The organism is Pseudomonas sp. GW821-FHT09H03, assembly GCF_059415945.1.
Window position 1 is genome coordinate 185,976 of sequence record NZ_JBWKOF010000009.1, and the last position, 15,923, is coordinate 201,898.

14 protein-coding genes are annotated in these 15,923 nt (G+C 58.9%); 7 read left to right on the plus strand and 7 right to left on the minus strand.

What is annotated here, in order from left to right; genetic code table 11:
* Nucleotides 1-244: 244 nt before the first annotated feature.
* Complete coding sequence (gene ettA / locus AC07OG_RS15205; RefSeq protein ID WP_060543322.1) at nucleotides 245-1,909, plus strand: energy-dependent translational throttle protein EttA; 1,665 nt, start codon at nucleotides 245-247, stop codon at nucleotides 1,907-1,909.
* A 373-nt stretch (nucleotides 1,910-2,282) separates the two neighbouring features.
* Nucleotides 2,283-3,620: an NADP-specific glutamate dehydrogenase gene (gene gdhA / locus AC07OG_RS15210; protein ID WP_060543323.1), complete on the plus strand. Its 1,338-nt coding sequence runs from the start codon at nucleotides 2,283-2,285 to the stop codon at nucleotides 3,618-3,620.
* On the opposite strand, the gene AC07OG_RS15215 is transcribed toward gdhA, so the two are convergent.
* From AC07OG_RS15215 to AC07OG_RS15225, 3 genes are all read right to left on the minus strand, one after another.
* The gene (locus AC07OG_RS15215) at nucleotides 3,617-4,111 is read right to left on the minus strand and encodes a GreA/GreB family elongation factor (protein ID WP_060543324.1); all 495 of its coding nucleotides are present in this window, start codon (nucleotides 4,109-4,111) and stop codon (nucleotides 3,617-3,619) included. The two genes, gdhA and AC07OG_RS15215, sit on opposite strands and share 4 nt — an antisense overlap.
* 107 nt (nucleotides 4,112-4,218) lie before the next feature.
* Nucleotides 4,219-6,072 (minus strand): Lnb N-terminal periplasmic domain-containing protein, encoded by a 1,854-nt coding sequence (locus tag AC07OG_RS15220; protein ID WP_495067393.1) that lies wholly within the window; start codon nucleotides 6,070-6,072, stop codon nucleotides 4,219-4,221.
* 216 nt (nucleotides 6,073-6,288) lie between these two features.
* Nucleotides 6,289-6,777: a DUF3015 domain-containing protein gene (locus AC07OG_RS15225; protein WP_495067394.1), complete on the minus strand. Its 489-nt coding sequence runs from the start codon at nucleotides 6,775-6,777 to the stop codon at nucleotides 6,289-6,291.
* Nucleotides 6,778-7,057: 280 nt separating this feature from the next.
* Here AC07OG_RS15225 and AC07OG_RS15230 point away from each other — a divergent pair, with 280 nt between their 5' ends.
* Entirely contained in the window at nucleotides 7,058-9,496 is a 2,439-nt protein-coding gene (locus tag AC07OG_RS15230; RefSeq protein WP_495067395.1) for a Lon protease family protein, read from the plus strand.
* A gap of 343 nt (nucleotides 9,497-9,839) precedes the next feature.
* Nucleotides 9,840-10,181, plus strand: a complete 342-nt coding sequence (locus AC07OG_RS15235) for a PA4575 family protein (protein WP_060543328.1) — start codon at nucleotides 9,840-9,842, stop codon at nucleotides 10,179-10,181.
* 6 nt (nucleotides 10,182-10,187) lie between these two features.
* Here the strand turns inward: AC07OG_RS15235 and AC07OG_RS15240 are convergent, their stop codons facing one another.
* Entirely contained in the window at nucleotides 10,188-12,017 is a 1,830-nt protein-coding gene (locus tag AC07OG_RS15240) for a hypothetical protein (protein ID WP_495067396.1), read from the minus strand.
* A gap of 159 nt (nucleotides 12,018-12,176) precedes the next feature.
* On the opposite strand from AC07OG_RS15240, the gene AC07OG_RS15245 reads away from it, so the two are divergent.
* From AC07OG_RS15245 to bamJ, 3 genes are all read left to right on the plus strand, one after another.
* Nucleotides 12,177-12,665: a TIGR00645 family protein gene (locus AC07OG_RS15245; protein ID WP_060543330.1), complete on the plus strand. Its 489-nt coding sequence runs from the start codon at nucleotides 12,177-12,179 to the stop codon at nucleotides 12,663-12,665.
* A gap of 133 nt (nucleotides 12,666-12,798) precedes the next feature.
* Nucleotides 12,799-13,089 carry a DUF6482 family protein gene (locus AC07OG_RS15250; protein ID WP_060543331.1) on the plus strand — a complete coding sequence of 97 codons (291 nt, stop codon included), beginning with the start codon at nucleotides 12,799-12,801 and terminating at the stop codon, nucleotides 13,087-13,089.
* A 120-nt stretch (nucleotides 13,090-13,209) separates the two neighbouring features.
* Nucleotides 13,210-13,827, plus strand: a complete 618-nt coding sequence (gene bamJ, locus AC07OG_RS15255; protein WP_060543332.1) for a BamJ family beta-barrel-assembly machinery protein — start codon at nucleotides 13,210-13,212, stop codon at nucleotides 13,825-13,827.
* 134 nt (nucleotides 13,828-13,961) lie between these two features.
* Here bamJ and AC07OG_RS15260 read toward each other — a convergent pair whose 3' ends face one another.
* The 3 genes from AC07OG_RS15260 to AC07OG_RS15270 form a co-directional block, all read right to left on the minus strand.
* Nucleotides 13,962-14,219: a PA4570 family protein gene (locus tag AC07OG_RS15260; protein ID WP_060543333.1), complete on the minus strand. Its 258-nt coding sequence runs from the start codon at nucleotides 14,217-14,219 to the stop codon at nucleotides 13,962-13,964.
* Nucleotides 14,220-14,423: 204 nt separating this feature from the next.
* Entirely contained in the window at nucleotides 14,424-14,765 is a 342-nt protein-coding gene (locus AC07OG_RS15265) for a zinc ribbon domain-containing protein YjdM (RefSeq protein ID WP_495067397.1), read from the minus strand.
* A gap of 181 nt (nucleotides 14,766-14,946) precedes the next feature.
* A complete protein-coding gene (locus tag AC07OG_RS15270; RefSeq protein ID WP_060543335.1) occupies nucleotides 14,947-15,915 on the minus strand; it encodes a polyprenyl synthetase family protein in 969 nt (322 codons plus the stop codon).
* Nucleotides 15,916-15,923: the final 8 nt, after the last annotated feature.

The window sequence follows — 15,923 nt, forward strand, 5'->3', positions numbered from 1 at the left end:
AGCCGGACGCCCGAAGGGCGGCTAGCATGCCTTGAGTTGTGGCGAAGTGCCAGTCCTGGGCCGTCGGCTGGACTGCCATCTGTCATTAAGGTAGCTTTACCGGTTACGCGGGAGCGTTCCAGCTCCTAAAATCAGGCTTTTTCAGCGCACCCGTATTGAAATCCATCAAACGGATGACGCGCACGGTCTGGCCGGGCATCGCCCGCGCTCCAATCATTCATCAGTCACTGACCCTAGGTTCTCCATGGCTCAATACGTATTCACCATGCATCGGCTGGGAAAAGTTGTTCCGCCGAAGCGGGAAATCCTGAAAAACATTTCTCTGTCCTTCTTCCCCGGCGCCAAGATCGGCGTGCTCGGCCTCAACGGTTCGGGTAAGTCCACGCTGCTGAAAATCATGGCCGGCGTCGACACCGAATTCGAGGGCGAAGCCCGTCCGATGCCGGAGCTGAACATCGGCTACCTGCCGCAGGAACCACAACTGGATCCGACCAAGACCGTGCGTGAAGTGGTCGAGGAGGCGGTCAGCGTGATCAAGAACGCCCAGGCACGCCTGGACGAGGTCTACGCGGCTTATGCCGATGAAGATGCTGACTTCGACAAGCTGGCGGCAGAACAGGCCAAGCTCGAAGCCATCCTGCAAGCCAGCGACGGTCACAACCTTGATCGCCAACTGGAAGTCGCCGCCGATGCGCTGCGTCTGCCGGCATGGGACGCCAAGGTCGAATTCCTGTCCGGTGGTGAAAAGCGTCGTGTGGCCCTGTGCCGCCTGCTGCTGTCCGCGCCGGACATGCTGCTGCTCGACGAACCGACCAACCACCTGGACGCCGATTCGGTGGCCTGGCTGGAGCACTTCCTGCACGACTTCCCGGGCACTGTGGTAGCGATCACGCACGACCGTTACTTCCTCGACAACGTTGCTGGCTGGATTCTGGAACTCGACCGCGGCGCGGGCATTCCGTACGAAGGCAACTATTCGGGTTGGCTCGAAGCCAAGTCCGATCGTCTGGCTGCCGAATCCAAGCAGCAGTCGGCCCATGAAAAAGCCATGAAGGAAGAACTGGAGTGGGTGCGCAAAGGCGCCAAGGCCCGCCAGTCGAAATCCAAGGCTCGTCTGCAACGCTTCGAAGAAATGCAGTCGCAGGAATTCCAGAAGCGCAGCGAAACCAACGAGATCTACATCCCGGCCGGTCCACGCCTGGGCGACAAGGTCATCGAATTCAAGAACGTCTCCAAGGGCTACGGCGATCGCGTGCTGATCGACAACCTGTCGTTCTCCATGCCGAAAGGCGCCATTGTTGGCGTGATCGGTGGTAACGGTGCCGGTAAATCGACCCTGTTCCGCATGCTGATGGGCAAGGAACAGCCGGACTCGGGCAGCATCGAAGTCGGCGAAACCGTGCAGCTTGCCTGTGTGGACCAGAGCCGCGAAGACCTGGACGGCAGCAAGACTGTGTTCCAGCAGATCTCTGACGGTTCCGACCAGATCCGCATCGGCAACTACGAGATCCCGTCGCGTACCTACGTCGGTCGCTTCAACTTCAAGGGCGGCGATCAGCAGAAGTTCGTCAAGGACCTGTCCGGTGGTGAGCGCGGTCGCTTGCACCTGGCCCTGACCCTGAAAGAGGGCGGCAACGTCCTGCTGCTCGACGAACCGTCCAACGACCTCGACGTTGAAACCCTGCGTTCCCTGGAAGAAGCACTGCTGGACTTCCCCGGCGCGGCCATTGTGATCTCTCACGATCGGTGGTTCCTGGACCGCGTCGCGACGCACATCCTGGCGTACGAAGACGACTCGCAAGCGGTGTTCTTCGAAGGCAACTACACCGAGTACGAAGCCGACCGCAAAAAGCGTCTCGGCGAAGCGGCTGCCCAGCCACACCGGGTACGCCACAAAAAACTGGCCTGATTCGGGTTGGTCGCATGAAAAAACGGAGCCTTCGGGCTCCGTTTTTTTTGCCCGGTTTTTTTCAGGTATACCGAATTGAATTCATCGCCGGCAGGCCAGCTCCCACGGAGTTTTGTGCAGACAGCAAATACTGATTCGCCCCCAATCCCCTGTGGGAGCTGGTCTGCCAGCGATAGCGTTGTACCTGATGGTGCAAAACACGACTTGTGAATCCCTGTTGCGGTGCAATTTGAGCTCAAAACTCGGATAATTTATATCCTGTGCACCATTTAATTTCACAAATGCGACATATCGCTCTGTTCTTGTGCGCGATCCCTTTGTTAAAGTCCGGCCCAATCGCTCCCAATGACAATAAATTTGCCGAGACTTTTTCATGATCGAATCCGTTGAATCCTTCCTTGCCCGCCTGAAAAAACGCGACCCGGACCAGCCTGAGTTCCATCAGGCAGTGGAAGAGGTCCTGCGCAGCCTGTGGCCGTTTCTCGAAACCAATCCGCACTATCTGACTTCAGGCATTCTGGAGCGCATCTGTGAGCCGGAGCGTGCAGTCGTGTTCCGGGTTTCCTGGGTCGACGATCAGGGCAAGGTGCAGGTCAATCGCGGTTTCCGCATCCAGATGAACAGCGCAATCGGGCCTTACAAGGGCGGTTTGCGCTTCCATCCGTCGGTGAACATGGGCGTCCTGAAGTTCCTCGCGTTCGAGCAGACCTTCAAGAATTCCCTGACCTCGTTGCCGATGGGCGGTGGCAAGGGCGGTTCGGACTTCGATCCGAAAGGCAAAAGCGATGCGGAAGTCATGCGCTTCTGCCAGGCCTTCATGAGTGAGTTGTACCGTCACATCGGCGCGGACGTTGATGTACCGGCCGGTGACATCGGCGTCGGTGCCCGCGAAATCGGATTCCTGTTCGGCCAGTACAAGCGCCTGAGCAACCAGTTCACCAGCGTGTTGACCGGCAAGGGCCCCAGCTATGGCGGCAGCCTGATCCGTCCAGAGGCCACCGGTTTCGGTTGCGTGTATTTCGCCGAGGAGATGCTCAAGCGTCGCGGCCTGGCGGTCGAGGGCAAGCGTGTGGCGATTTCCGGCTCCGGCAACGTCGCGCAATACGCTGCACGCAAGGTCATGGACCTGGGCGGCAAAGTGATTTCGCTGTCTGACTCCGAAGGCACGCTGTACTGCGAGAGCGGGCTGACCGAAGAACAGTGGCTGGCGGTGCTGGAACTGAAAAACGTCCAGCGTGGGCGCATCCGTGAACTGGCTGGCCGATTTGGCCTGGAGTTCCGCGCCGGCCAGTTGCCGTGGACCCTGAGCTGCGACATTGCCTTGCCGTGTGCGACGCAAAACGAACTGGATGCCGATGCCGCCCGCGCCTTGTTGCGTAACGGCTGCATCTGCGTGGCAGAAGGCGCGAACATGCCTACGACCCTTGAGGCGGTAGACCTGTTCATCGAGGCGAATATTATGTTTGCGCCGGGCAAGGCGTCCAACGCGGGCGGCGTGGCAGTGAGCGGACTGGAAATGTCGCAGAACGCCATGCGCCTGCTATGGACTGGTGGCGAGGTCGACAGCAAGCTCCACGCGATCATGCAGTCGATCCACCACGCTTGCGTGCATTACGGCGAAGAGAACGGCCGGATCAACTATGTCAAAGGCGCCAACATCGCCGGCTTCGTCAAAGTTGCCGATGCCATGCTGGCCCAAGGCGTGGTTTAAGCCGGTTCTATACGGATCACTTCGATCAGTTGATCCCCGGCGGGGCGCTGCCACAGCACTTCATCGTTGAGTCGTGCGCCGAGCAGTGCCCGACCCAGTGGTGAGCCCCAGTTGATCAGGCCATGGGCGGCATCGGCCTGATCTTCGCCCACCAGTTGCACCCGGTGTTCGGTGGCGTGCTCGTCGGCATAGGTTACCCAACTGCCGATCTGCACTTTGTCGGTGGAGGTCGCGTCCGGCACCACCTGGGCACTGCCCAGGCGTTGCTTGAAGTAGCGCAGATCGCGCTCGAGATCGGCCAGGCGCTGTTTGTCGGCCTGATCGCCCCGGGCCGATTGTTCGGCATGCAGGGTTTGCAGTTCGCTGAATTTGCCCTGCAACAGGCGCAGGCCTTGCGGTGTGACGTAGTTAGGCTGCGCGCTGACCTGTCGTTCGACGGGCTGGTCGGCTTGCGCGGCGGCGTTATCTTCGTTGACGAATGCCCGGCTCATGGTTTTCTCCCGTGATAGGGTTTGGGCCATGGTCGCAGGCATTTGGTTTCACTGGATGTCTGGATACGACTCACTGTGAGCGACAGGCGCGGATAGGCGTTGCCCGGTCAGTAGTGATACCACTTCACCTCAAGCATCACTTCGTTCTCGGGTGTGGCCAGATGGCTGAATTCGCGCTGGGCGCTCAGGCGCAGCCCGAGGTTGCGCGACAATTCCCACTGCTGGTTCAGACTCAGGCTACGGCGCACTTCGCCGTTGGTGAAGAAGTCGCCTCTGGCCTCCAGACTGAAATTACCCAACGGATTTTTCCACAGTACGCCGCTGTTGAACCCAGCGGCCGGGGCGATGAATTCAGCGAAGTCGTTGTTGTGCTCGACACGTACAGTGCCCAGAGCGAATCCGAGCATGTCGTCAGTCAGTTGCCAGGTGCCACCTGCGCCGCCATTGACGTGGCTGACCAGGGTTTCGTCGTCATGCTTGCCCGGTACCCGCTCCAGGCCGCCGGTGACTTGCCACGACAGCGGTTGCAGCAGCTCATTGCGTGGTGTCAGGGAGCGGATGGTCGCCAGGTCCAGTTGTTGCACCTGCCAGTCGTTGCCTTCGTACTGGCGCAACTTGAGTTGCAGGATTTCGATCTGTGCGCCCAGGGGGAAGCTTTCGGCGTTGTCGTTGAGGTCGTGATAGGCCATGCGCAGGCCATATTCGCCAAAGGCCCGGTCGCCGCGCGTACCCAGGCCGGCCTGCCAGGTGCGGGACTCGTGGCCATCCTCGGGCAGGCCGGGTTGCGGGATATCCAGTTCCGGAGGCGGATTGCGGTTGATCGCCCGCAACAGTTCGAAACTGCGCTGGGCTCGCTGCGGATCGCGTTCCTGGCCGTTGGCGCGGTAGCGTTCCAGGCGATAGGCGGCATCAATGATCAGCGCCTGGCGGTTGCGGGGTAGTGCCGTGAACGCCGCATCTTGCAGTTGTTGCTGGTCGGCACTGACTTTCAAGACCCATTGCTGCTCCTCATCGCTCAACGGCTCGGCTCGGCTCAGCAGTTCGCGCTCGCGGGAGGGGCGGTACTGGATCGATTCAACCAGCCCGGCCTCTTTCACCGCTTTGACGGTGTCGGTGGGGATCGCGGTGATCGGGAATTGCTCGGTCAGGCGCAGACTCGGACGCGCCACTTGCAGCAGTTCGAGCAGGCGATAGGAGCAGTTTTCATCGAAGAAAAAATAGTCGAACTGGATCTGTTTCAACTCCCAGACGTGTTCGACCATGCGCGCGGTTTCTTGCTGGGTCAGGTTCAGGCGGTATTCCCACAGGTCACGGTTTTCGAGGCTGCGGTATTCCGAGAGTTTTTCCTGATAGGGCACCAGCGCGAACAACCCCGGATAACCGCCCATCAAACCTTTCCAGGCGTAAAGGATGCTGTTGTCCGAGCCCTCGACGTAGGCGCCGAAGTTGATTGCGTAACTGAGCAGCGAAGTCTTGTCGCTTTGTACATCGGCCTGATCAATGCGCAACAGGGTGTGGCCGAACATCGACGAAGGGCTGTTGAGGTAAGCCGCCGGAAAAATCATCACCGCACTGTGGGGAGATACGTCCTTGAACCATTGCTTGAATTCTGCGCAGGCAGGCGCTGGCAAGTCGGTCAGGTTGAGCTGTGATTTCAGCCAGCGGGTACGGGCCGGATAGACGCATTGGGCATGCTGTTCGCCAGTGCTGGCCGGGGCATACAGCGCCTGTAAGGTGGCGGCGAGCTCATGGTCGGGATGTTCGTTGCCGTCGGCGGCGAGGAAGAACTTTTCATCGCTGACATAACTGCGCCAGCCGCCGAGCTTGGCGGTTTCGTAATGACCGAGGGAAAGCCAGAAAGGGTCATTGGCCAGTTGCTGCAGACGTTGTGGATCGAGATGAGGCGCGGCGGACAGCGGGGCGCAGACACAGAGCGCCAGCCAGGCAAGGCGTTTGAGCATAGTCGGCAACTTAAGTCGAAAAAAACAAAGACCCAGTACGGAAGATACGTCGTTTGCAGGAGCCGGCTTGCTGGCGATGGCATCACCGCGGTTTATTTGGGCAACCGCAGTGATGCCATCGCCAGCAAGCCGGCTCCTACGGCTGACGATTTGGCCGAAAAGAGCAGGTCCAAAAAATAAAACCCGCTTCCCGAAGAAAGCGGGGTGCGTTCGAGCTTAAGCCTGGGTGGCGTACTTGGCCAGACGAGGGTCGCTTTTCAGAACGGCCAGGGTGTTGGTATGCACATCTTCCGCGGTCACATCAGCCTTGCTGAAGATCTGCTGGAAGTGCTCGTGAGTGACAGCGGCGAAATGCGCACGGTCTTGCGGCGCAACGCCCAGTACTACGGCATAAGTGGTCAGCGCTTCGCCCTGACCTTTAGCCATGTCTTCGGACAGCTCGTTCATCATGCCATTCATGGCAATCCAGGATTTGCCGCCATAGGTCAGCGACGCGTTGGTCGAGCAACCGTTGGTGCCGGAGGTCATACCGAAGGTTGCGTTGCCGGAAGTGCCGTTGGTGGTGGATGCCAGGAAGTGAGCCGGAGTACCACGCTGACCTTCGAACAGCATGTTGCCCCAACCGCAATCCGGGCCGCCTGGCGCCTGTGCCATAGCGTTGATGGATACAGCGGTGAAGAGAGTACCGAGAAGAATCCGTTTCATAGCTTTATTCTCTTTGTGTGCATACCAATAGACGAGGGAATCTGGCCCGTTCCGGTGCCAGTGGGCTGGGCATTAGTCCAGCCGCGCAGTTTGGAGTTTAGGCACGATCACGGGGTTCCGTTATTTTTTGCAAAAACTTCGTTGCAGAGCCGCGATTTAAGCCCGTCCTGGTTAGGGATTGCCAATTGTCGATGCGCAGGGCCGCGGCGCTCCTTGCCAGTCGGGCACAGGCAGCGCCAGAATGCTGGCATCTGCCCCGCCTGATTGTTAAGGAAGCCCGATGCCTGATCCTGTTGCTGCCAGCTTGCGTCTAGCGCCCGAAGCGCTGACTCGTCCGTTTTCCGCTGAACAGTTCAGCTTCTCTACCACCAATGATCTGGAGCCCTTTCGCGGTGTGCTTGGCCAGGAACGTGCGGTCGAAGCCTTGCAGTTCGGTGTGGCCATGCCACGCCCCGGCTACAACGTATTTGTCATGGGCGAACCCGGCACTGGCCGGTTTTCCTTCGTCAAACGCTACCTGAAGGCCGAAGGCAAGCGCCTGCAGACCCCGGCTGACTGGGTCTACGTCAACAATTTCGATGAGCCTCGCGAACCTCGCGCCCTGGAATTGCCCTCGGGTACCGCCGGCGCTTTCATCGGCGACATCAACGGATTGATCGACAATCTGCTGGCGACGTTCCCTGCGGTATTCGAGCACCCGTCCTACCAGCAGAAGAAAAGCGCCATCGATCGTGCTTTCAACCAGCGTTATGACAAGGCGCTGGATGTGATCGAGCGCCTGGCGTTGGAGAAGGAGGTCGCGCTTTACCGTGACGCCAGCAACATCGCCTTCACCCCGATGAGCGATGGCAAGGCCCTGGATGAGGCTGAGTTCGCGCAGTTGCCGGAAGCTGAGCGCGAGCGTTTTCACGAGGATATCTCCGCGCTGGAGGAGCGTCTGAACGAAGAGCTGGCCAGCCTGCCGCAATGGAAGCGCGAGTCGAGCAATCAGCTGCGCCACCTCAACGAAGAAACCATCACCCTGGCTCTGCAGCCCCTGCTGTCACCGCTGTCGGAGAAGTACGCCGAGAACGCGGCTGTATGCGGTTATCTGCAAGCGATGCAGGTGTATTTGCTCAAGACTGTGGTCGAGCAACTGGTCGATGACAGCAAGACCGATGCAGTCGCCCGCAAGCTCCTGGAAGAGCAGTACGCACCGAGCCTGGTGGTCGGTCATTCGGCCAGTGGCGGTGCGCCGGTGGTGTTTGAACCACACCCGACCTACGAAAACCTTTTCGGCCGTATCGAATACAGTACTGACCAGGGCGCGCTCTTTACCACCTACCGGCAACTGCGGCCGGGTGCCTTGCACCGGGCCAACGGCGGTTTTCTGATTCTTGAAGCGGAAAAAATGCTCAGCGAACCGTTCGTATGGGATGCGCTGAAGCGCGCCCTGCAATCGCGCAAGCTGAAAATGGAATCGCCGCTCGGGGAACTGGGGCGTCTGGCCACCGTGACCCTGACCCCGCAACATATTCCGTTGCAGGTCAAAGTCGTGATCATCGGCGCCCGTCAACTCTATTACACGCTGCAGGACCTCGATCCGGACTTCCAGGAAATGTTCCGTGTCCTGGTGGATTTCGACGAAGACATTCCCATGGTCGACGAGAGCCTGGAGCAGTTCGCCCAGTTGCTCAAAACCCGCACGTCCGAAGAAGGCATGGCACCCCTGACCGCTGATGCGGTGGCGCGCCTGGCGACCTACAGCGCGCGTCTGGCCGAGCACCAGGGGCGTTTGTCAGCGCGTATCGGTGACCTGTTCCAGCTGGTAAGCGAAGCGGATTTCATCCGTCACCTGGCCGGCGATGACATGACCGACGCCGGGCACATAGAACGGGCGCTCAAGGCCAAGGCCACGCGGACCGGTCGGGTTTCGGCGCGGATTCTAGATGACATGCTCGCCGGGATCATCCTGATCGACACCGACGGCGCTGCGGTCGGCAAGTGCAACGGTCTGACCGTGCTGGAAGTCGGTGACTCGGCCTTCGGTGTACCGGCGCGGATCTCCGCCACGGTCTATCCAGGCGGCAGCGGCATCGTCGACATCGAGCGTGAGGTCAACCTCGGGCAGCCGATCCACTCCAAAGGCGTGATGATCCTCACCGGGTATCTGGGCAGCCGGTACGCCCAGGAATTCCCGTTGGCGATTTCCGCGAGTATCGCCCTGGAGCAATCCTATGGTTACGTCGACGGCGACAGCGCCTCACTGGGCGAGGCGTGCACCCTGATTTCGGCCTTGTCGAAAACCCCGCTCAAGCAATGCTTTGCGATCACAGGCTCAATCAACCAGTTTGGTGAAGTGCAGGCCGTCGGCGGGGTTAACGAGAAGATCGAAGGTTTCTTCCGTCTCTGTGAGGCTCGGGGGCTGACCGGCGAGCAGGGTGCGATCATTCCACAGGCCAACGTGGCCACCTTGATGCTCGACGAAAAGGTGCTGGCGGCGGTGCGCGCGGGGCAGTTCCATGTCTACGCCGTACGTCAGGCCGACGAAGCCTTGAGCCTGCTGGTCGGCGAGCCGGCCGGTGCGCCCGATGAGAACGGCGAATTTCCGGAAGGAAGCGTGAACGCGCGGGTAGTGGAGCGCTTGCGCGTTATCGCGGAAATGATCAGTGAAGAGGATCTGAAGGAAGCCGAGAAAGAGATGGCGCAGGAGGCGTTGGCAGAAACCAAGCCTGCTTGATATCCGTTTCACTTGAGCCTGTGTGGCGAGGGGGCTTGTCGGAACGCCGCATCGCCCCGTTGGACTACGCAGTGGTCCCAGAAGCAGGGCCGCTTCGCAGCCCAACGGGGCGATGCGGCGTTCCGACAAGCCCCCTCGCCACAATGTTTTATATTGGCACTCATAAAGCGCCGTCGAAATGGCGTCAATATTCACACAATGACCGCTCGGCGTATTCTGGTCTCGTCCGGCATTCAGTTCGGACTTTTCTTCTATTCTCTGCTCAGGGATACCTACAGTCATCACTGGATCGAGACAGCCTTCCCTTGGGGGCTGAATACCGGATTTAACGAGGGTAGCCGCCATGTCGCGCAACCTCTGCCTCACCCGTCAATGCCTGGGCCTTGTGACCCGAATCGAATGCGCCGTGCGCCCCCTGGCGGGTGATAACGGTATGTGGACATTGCTGTTCGCCGCTGGAATGGCCGGTGAACAACCATCGGCCATCAAGGCCCAAGGGCCATTTCATGGCCCGTTCGCGGCTGAATCCATCCTCGACACCATTGTGGAAAGCCTGACGCTTCACGGTTACGAATTGGCCGACGATCCGCAAATCTGGTGCCTGCACCTGCAAGCCCAGCTTCGCGAAATCAATGGTGGTCGCTGCAGCACCGTGGGCGGCTTTGAATTTCGGCCGGAGCACTGAGTCGCACTATTGATCGAGGTGCGATGTATCGGCTTTGTCGAGTTTGACCTCGAAACCATATTGCACGGTGGTGAGGTCAGTGCGTTGATAGGTTTCAAGTCGCGCAGGCTGTCCGTAGAAATAATGCACGGCAAACAGCGCAGGGCCTTGTGCGTGCGCGTCGTGGCTGACCGAGAGTATTTCTTTCAAGTAGTTGCCGGTGTCGTCCCTGGCAAAAAAACGCCAGTCCTCAGCCGGGAACCGTTTCAGATCAACCACCAGTGTGTTGCCTTTGAGCTCCAGGCCTGCAGGCAACTGATTGGCATCGACGGTTTTTTTCTCAACTGTGGCCAGGAACAGCGGCATGGAGCCCACCGCATAGGCCGGCGTCTCTGGAAACAGATTCAGGTCGTAAGTGATGGTGCCTCGCAGGGGATCGATCTGAAACGCTTGTGGGGGCAGTTCGATAGGCTCGTCGCGTTTGCCGCCACCGTCTTCGGTAAAGAAACTGACCGGACTTTCGCCGGGGCTGAACGAGCTGCCGAGCATTTCATCATTGAAGCTGCGCAAGTGATTGAACTCGATTCGCGCAGCGCTGGGGTCGTCCACCGACTGACTGATGCTGACACCTTTCTTCAGTTGTTCCGCGCTCAAGTCTGCCCCTTTGAGCCAGCTGATGGCCTGGTCGTCGTACACGACCACGGACAGGTCCAGGGGCTGGATGGTTTTCGATGTGGTATTGGCTTCGAAGTGGCGTACCGGCAGGCTCAGATCCTTGCGGGTCACGGTGGCGGCGGAGAAATCCAGCAGGCTGACTTCCAGGGTTTCAATCGTCCCGTTGAAGTACACCTTCGAATAATGGCGGGTTTGCTGTTTCTCAAAGGTGCGTTGTTCTTCCTCGAGCTGTTTTTCCAGCGCCTCGCTCCAGGTTTTCTGCTGCTGTAATTTCGCTAACTGCTTCTGATAAAAAGCGATTTGAGCAGTTGTCTGGTTGATTGAGCCGGAGCGTGAGATGAATTGCCCGGTACCGTCCCTGGCCTGGACAATCAGCGGGTTCAAAGGTGTTTCGCTGACCTCGGGGGCCGGCGGCGCGCTGTTGCTGTATTCGATTTCTGCGTAATTGTCCGCCAGCTTGAGCAAGGTGACGCTGAGGTTGTCATTGCTGCGGGTCTTGCCAAGGTCTTGCCGGGTCAAATCGAAGCTGTAGAGCCGACGTGGCGCAATGACCTCCACCTTGCCTTGCAGACTCACTGGTTGTGGCTGCTGTTTTCGGTCGACGTCGAGGCCTTCGATGAATGGGTACGCCACGGTCAGGTCGTCGGGGTTGGTCAGGTTGGAGCTCGATGGACTCAACTGAATGCCGGGATCGGTTTCCGACCATTCAGGCTGGAACGGGATAACCCGTTTGTCGCTCAGCGTGACCGACTGCCATTGCAGACCATTGGGAAACACAAATGCGACGGGACCATTGAATGCGAATGGGAACACCGGTTGCAGATCGGTCAGGTAGTCGGAACTGGAGTCTTTTTTCAGTACGAACAACCCATTGATGTAAGTATCGACCAGCGCTTGCGGCGATGGGTAATGCTTGAGCATGGCGAGGGCGTCTTCGCTGTACTCGGTTTCCACCGGTTTGCTGTCGAGCTTGAGTTGCGCCCGTTCAAGCAGCAACAGTGATCCACCGAGCTCGGCTACGGCGTCCTTGAGCTTCGGATCCGGGATGGAGTCCAGGGACTTTTCGAACTGCGCGGTTTTTTCCTCAAGGTCGACCTGGCGCTTTTCATCCTCGGGTGAGCAGCCGCTTATCAGCAGCACCAGGCAAATACCGGCGCTTGTTAAAGGCAATCGCACATCCATTTCCAGTCTTCCTGTCCGATGTTGCTGGGCGGTCATTAATTTCGACACTAGCAGAAAAACTTTGAAGCACAGGCGCCGGTAACGGACTTTTCGACTGTTTCTGGGTGTGACGAGCGGCTGATATACTCGCGGCGATTTCAAATCCTCATGTGAGATTCAATGGAACGCTTTATCGAAAACGCAATGTACGCCTCGCGCTGGCTGCTGGCGCCGATCTATTTCGGCCTGTCCCTGGGACTGTTGGCGCTGGCGCTGAAATTCTTCCAGGAAGTCTTGCACCTCATCCCGAACGTCTTTTCGATGCTTGAATCAGACTTGATTCTGGTGCTGCTGTCGCTGATCGACATGGCGTTGGTGGGCGGTTTGCTGGTGATGGTGATGATCTCCGGTTATGAGAACTTCGTCTCGCAACTGGACATCGATGACAGCAAGGAAAAGCTTAACTGGCTGGGCACCATGGATTCTTCGTCGCTGAAGATGAAGGTGGCTGCGTCGATCGTGGCGATTTCCTCTATTCACTTGTTGCGTATTTTCATGGACGCCAAGAACGTCGATCCTCAGCATTTGCAGTGGTATGTGATCATCCACATGACCTTTGTGGTGTCGGCATTCGCCATGGGTTACCTGGATAAAGTGACCAAGCACTGATCTGCCGTTGATTGCTTTATCGCACCGCCCGTTTGTTGCAAAACAGACGGGCGGTTCGTTAGTGGCTTGTGATTTAAGGCGCCGAGGCATATCCCTGTAGGAGTATTGATTCACCACCGCGAGAGGTGCGTCCATGAACCTGCAAGAGTTGAATGCTTATGCCATCGCCGGGAAGGTCGATGAGCTGAACCTGATCTCGATGGAGGGGGGGATCTACCTGCTGGAGGCTCGGATGCACGGCGCGCCGTATCCCTTGAGCGATGCACATGGCCAGATGATGAGCCTGCGTTCGGTGGAGCATGCCCGTGATGTGTTGCGCTCCTTTCCCAAGCTGCACTTCAACCTGGTACACACGGTGGTCCACGACGAAATGTGTGGGCTGGTCGCCGATATCCAGGGAAACCTGAAGGTGCCGATCACCTGACGCCTCTCATCAATGCCATGACAACTGTGCTAGTCTGCTGGCCCTTTTGGTTCCGGGCGCTCCGGGACGCGCTGTGCACGCACGGCTAGTTCCGGGCCGTCCGCACAGCGGAGCAGTGTCATGTCCGAAGTAAATCTGTCCACCGACGAAACCCGCGTCAGCTACGGTATCGGCCGTCAGCTGGGCGACCAGCTGCGCGACAACCCGCCACCGGGCGTCAGCCTGGACGCGATCCTGGCGGGTCTGACCGACGCTTTCGCCGGCAAGCCAAGCCGTGTCGGCCAGGAAGAAATGTCTGCAAGCTTCAAGGTGATCCGCGAAATCATGCAGGCCGAAGCTGCAGCCAAGGCTGAAGCGGCCGCTGGTGCCGGTCTGGCTTTCCTGGCTGAAAACGCCAAGCGTGACGGTATTACCACTCTGGAATCCGGCCTGCAGTTCGAAGTTCTGACTGCTGGCGAAGGCACCAAGCCATCCCGTGAAGACACCGTGCGTACCCACTACCACGGCACCCTGATCGACGGCACTGTTTTCGATAGCTCCTACGAGCGCGGCGAGCCTGCAGAATTCCCGGTTGGCGGCGTGATCGCCGGCTGGACCGAAGCACTGCAACTGATGAATGCCGGTAGCAAGTGGCGCCTGTACGTGCCAAGCGAACTGGCTTACGGCGCTCAAGGCGTTGGCGGCATCCCGCCGCACAGCGTTCTGGTGTTCGACGTCGAGCTGCTCGACGTTCTGTAATGCCTGGCCCGATATGACCTCGGGCTAATGTGGGAGCGAGCCTGCTCGCGATGGCGGTGTTTCAGTCAGCAGCAATGTCGACTGTCAGACCGCAATCGCCAGCAGGGCTGGCTCCCACAGTTTTTTGCGCTGCATCATATTTCGATCTTGTGGTGTAAATCATGCGTCGGGCGCAATGCCCGGGCATAGCAGAACAGAAACAGATTGCGCACCAGTTCCTTGAGTACCACCGGCTCACAGGAACTCAAGCCGTTGAGGTCCAGATCACCCTGATCCTGCAGTTCGTTCAAGGCTTCCTCTTCCAGCACTGCACAGACTTCCCCGGTTTCCCGATGCAGGATTCTGAGGTAAGGGTGTGGGCGATCCAGCCAGGCGTCGATCAAATAAGTCATGGTCTCATCTCCATTGAAGGTCCCAATGAGAATAATTCTTATTCGTAAAATAGCAAGAGCCTATTGGCGGTTTGAGCTTTTTTCCGGGTGAAGATTGCGCGAGGTCAAAACGACTGGCGTTTGGCTACCAAGCGGGGTTGCCAGAGGAGAGTGCGAGGAAGGTGATACGCATCCCGCGCCTGGCACGGGATGGAATGGGCAGGCTCAGACCTTCCTGACGAACTCTGATTTGAGCTTCATCGGGCCGATGCCGTCGATCTTGCAGTCGATGTCATGATCGCCATCGCACAGGCGGATGTTCTTGACCTTGGTGCCGACCTTGACCACCAGGGACGTACCCTTGACCTTGAGGTCCTTGATCACGGTGATGGTGTCACCGTCCTGCAGGACATTGCCCACCGAATCCTTTTTCACCGCCTCGGCGGACACTGCTTCGGCTTCACCGCCAGCGGACCACTCGTGGGCGCACTCCGGGCAGATCAGCTGGGCGCCGTCTTCATAGGTGTATTCGGAATTGCATTTCGGGCAGGGTGGCAACGTGCTCACTAAGGCTCCTTGGATTCAGGATCGCTAAAAGCGCACATTATATAGGGTTTTTTCAGGGGGTGGCTAACCCTGTAGGAGCGAGCACGCTCGCGATGGGCGCCAACGACGACGCGGGAAATCTGAATGCCCGCGTTTTCGTTAACGTCCATCGCGAGCGTGCTCGCTCCTACAGAAAAGCGCTTTAGTGCGTACGGGCGACCGCAAACTCGCTCAACTCGACCAGCGCATCGCGATATTCACTGGCTGGCAGCGCATCGAGGCATTTGATCGCACGGGCGACGTAATCGCGGGCCAGTTGCGCGGTGTACTCCAGCGAGCCCGAAGCTTCCACGGCTTCGCGGATGCTTTCCAGGTCTTCGATGCCGCCTTTCTGGATCGCCTTGCGCACCAGGGCGGCCTGCTCCGGCGTACCTTCACGCATGGTGTAGATCAGCGGCAGGGTAGGCTTGCCTTCGGCCAGGTCGTCACCGACGTTCTTGCCCAGGGTTTGCGCGTCGCCTTTGTAATCGAGCAGGTCGTCGACCAGCTGGAACGCCACGCCAAGGTGGTCGCCAAAGGTGCGCAGGGCTTCAGCCTGTTCCGGTGTGGCTTCGCACAGGGCGGCAGCACTGTGGGTCGAGGCTTCGAAGAGCATCGCGGTTTTGCCGCGGATGACTTCCATGTAGGTTTCTTCGGTGGTGCTGGCGTCACGGACCTTCGACAGCTGCAACACTTCGCCCTCGGCGATGATGCGCGTCGCTTGCGAAAGGATCTTCATGACGGGCATGGAACCCAGTTCGACCATCATTTCAAAGGAGCGCGAATACAGGAAGTCGCCCACCAGCACGCTGGGGGCGTTGCCCCACATGGCATTGGCGGTCGAGCGGCCACGGCGCATGCCGGACATGTCGACCACGTCGTCATGCAACAGGGTCGCGGTGTGCAGGAACTCGATGGTCGCGGCCAGCAGACGCAGCTCATCGCCTTCGCGACCCAGGGCTTTGCCGCACAGCAGCACCAATAAAGGACGCAGGCGTTTACCGCCGGCCGAAGTAATGTAGTCGCCGATTTTCGATACCAGCGGCACTCGGGAAGTCAGCTGCTTCTTGATGATGCCGTCGACGGCGATAAAATCGTCCGACACCGCGCGGTAGAAAGCTTGGGGTTGCATCAGAGACA

Bases quoted from the DNA above. Each gene is read 5' to 3' on its own strand.
- ettA (WP_060543322.1), top strand. From the start codon at position 245: ATGGCTCAATACGTATTCACCATGCATCGGCTGGGAAAAGTTGTTCCG.
- gdhA (WP_060543323.1), top strand. From the start codon at position 2,283: ATGATCGAATCCGTTGAATCCTTCCTTGCCCGCCTGAAAAAACGCGAC.
- AC07OG_RS15215 (WP_060543324.1), bottom strand. From the start codon at position 4,111: ATGAGCCGGGCATTCGTCAACGAAGATAACGCCGCCGCGCAAGCCGAC.
- AC07OG_RS15220 (WP_495067393.1), bottom strand. From the start codon at position 6,072: ATGCTCAAACGCCTTGCCTGGCTGGCGCTCTGTGTCTGCGCCCCGCTG.
- AC07OG_RS15225 (WP_495067394.1), bottom strand. From the start codon at position 6,777: ATGAAACGGATTCTTCTCGGTACTCTCTTCACCGCTGTATCCATCAAC.
- AC07OG_RS15230 (WP_495067395.1), top strand. From the start codon at position 7,058: ATGCCTGATCCTGTTGCTGCCAGCTTGCGTCTAGCGCCCGAAGCGCTG.
- AC07OG_RS15235 (WP_060543328.1), top strand. From the start codon at position 9,840: ATGTCGCGCAACCTCTGCCTCACCCGTCAATGCCTGGGCCTTGTGACC.
- AC07OG_RS15240 (WP_495067396.1), bottom strand. From the start codon at position 12,017: ATGGATGTGCGATTGCCTTTAACAAGCGCCGGTATTTGCCTGGTGCTG.
- AC07OG_RS15245 (WP_060543330.1), top strand. From the start codon at position 12,177: ATGGAACGCTTTATCGAAAACGCAATGTACGCCTCGCGCTGGCTGCTG.
- AC07OG_RS15250 (WP_060543331.1), top strand. From the start codon at position 12,799: ATGAACCTGCAAGAGTTGAATGCTTATGCCATCGCCGGGAAGGTCGAT.
- bamJ (WP_060543332.1), top strand. From the start codon at position 13,210: ATGTCCGAAGTAAATCTGTCCACCGACGAAACCCGCGTCAGCTACGGT.
- AC07OG_RS15260 (WP_060543333.1), bottom strand. From the start codon at position 14,219: ATGACTTATTTGATCGACGCCTGGCTGGATCGCCCACACCCTTACCTC.
- AC07OG_RS15270 (WP_060543335.1), bottom strand. From the start codon at position 15,915: ATGCAACCCCAAGCTTTCTACCGCGCGGTGTCGGACGATTTTATCGCC.